2 protein-coding genes are annotated in these 1,058 nt (G+C 46.6%); both read right to left on the bottom strand.

Features of this window, described 5'->3' with window-relative positions; all coding sequences use genetic code 11:
* Positions 1–383 precede the first annotated feature (383 nt).
* Positions 384–866, bottom strand: a complete 483-nt coding sequence (locus tag MKK65_RS00100; RefSeq protein WP_243954247.1) for a hypothetical protein — start codon at positions 864–866, stop codon at positions 384–386.
* 8 nt (positions 867–874) lie between these two features.
* The coding region (locus MKK65_RS00095; RefSeq protein ID WP_243954246.1) for a hypothetical protein at positions 875–1,058 on the bottom strand (184 nt) is incomplete at its 5' end.

Raw genomic sequence — 1,058 nt, 5'->3', positions numbered from 1 at the left:
CGACCCAACTCGGTCGTTCACGACCAACGCTACCGCTCCTATATGCAGACGCAGCAGAGGCCCGGAGGCCACATGCTCGGCAATATCGTGATCGACGACAGCGTCAATCCGGTCCCGGAGAGCTGAGATGATCGGTGGGACGTGGCGCCGGGATGCGGTGCACCTGAAGGAGGTTCTGGCGGGGATATCGGGAAAGCTCGCTGCGGTCGGGTTGTGGGTAGACTAGAGCAAAGTGGGTAGCAAGATCGGAAAAATGGAACGTGTGTATGCTTGGATTAGAACGATGTTTCTCCACACTGAAAACCGTCATCTCCTCGACAGATCCAGTATTTGAAAACATACAATATAATTACGAACCGATATTATAATAATCTTGGAAAATGTTATTTTGACACATTGTATCGATAGAAAGCTCCTCTTGTGATATATTCGCAGGTGGTTAGCCGTGCGATTGGTGTTAGTGCTTCAGCTATTTCGGAAAATGACCAATAAAACTGCCTATAAAAGAAGAGGCGGTCGCTTTTATCTGTATAGATAATTACCGGACATTTGCTTTTTTTCGCGAAGAATTGCAATACATACAACCCCTCATCTTGATGAACTAGATCGATAATATCGCCAAATCCAAGGACATTTACATTGATTCCATATTTATCAGAATATCTATATATGCTTATAGAATCCCAGCCGCCATTTTTCCAATTGCCGACAATATCATTGGGATTAGATATCGGGCGCGCTGAAATAAAATCGATCCTATAAGATAAATACCCAGACAATAATCTTATGACAATAATAGCAATTATGATGGTGGTGAATGTACTATAGGGTCGGGAGCCCAGTATTCTGATCATCGACGGCTCCATCTAGATTTTTATTCCTTAAATACCCCGTAGGTCCCGGTGAACGGATCCCCTTGCCTAAGAGGGATCTGGCCGCTGCGCTCAGGAAGCAGTTGAGGACGACCAAGGTCCGCATGGCAATTGTCAGCCATATCATCCCCGAAACCAGACAGGCCGGAGACCACCCAACCCAGCCGTTCAGAGGCGCTGGCCAAC

Origin of the sequence: Methylobacterium sp. J-001, assembly GCF_022829565.1 — a bacterium.
In the GTDB taxonomy this organism is placed as follows: Bacteria; Pseudomonadota; Alphaproteobacteria; order Rhizobiales; family Beijerinckiaceae; genus Methylobacterium.
Note: the sequence above shows the minus strand (reverse complement) of the source record. Positions and strands in the feature narration are given on the sequence as shown.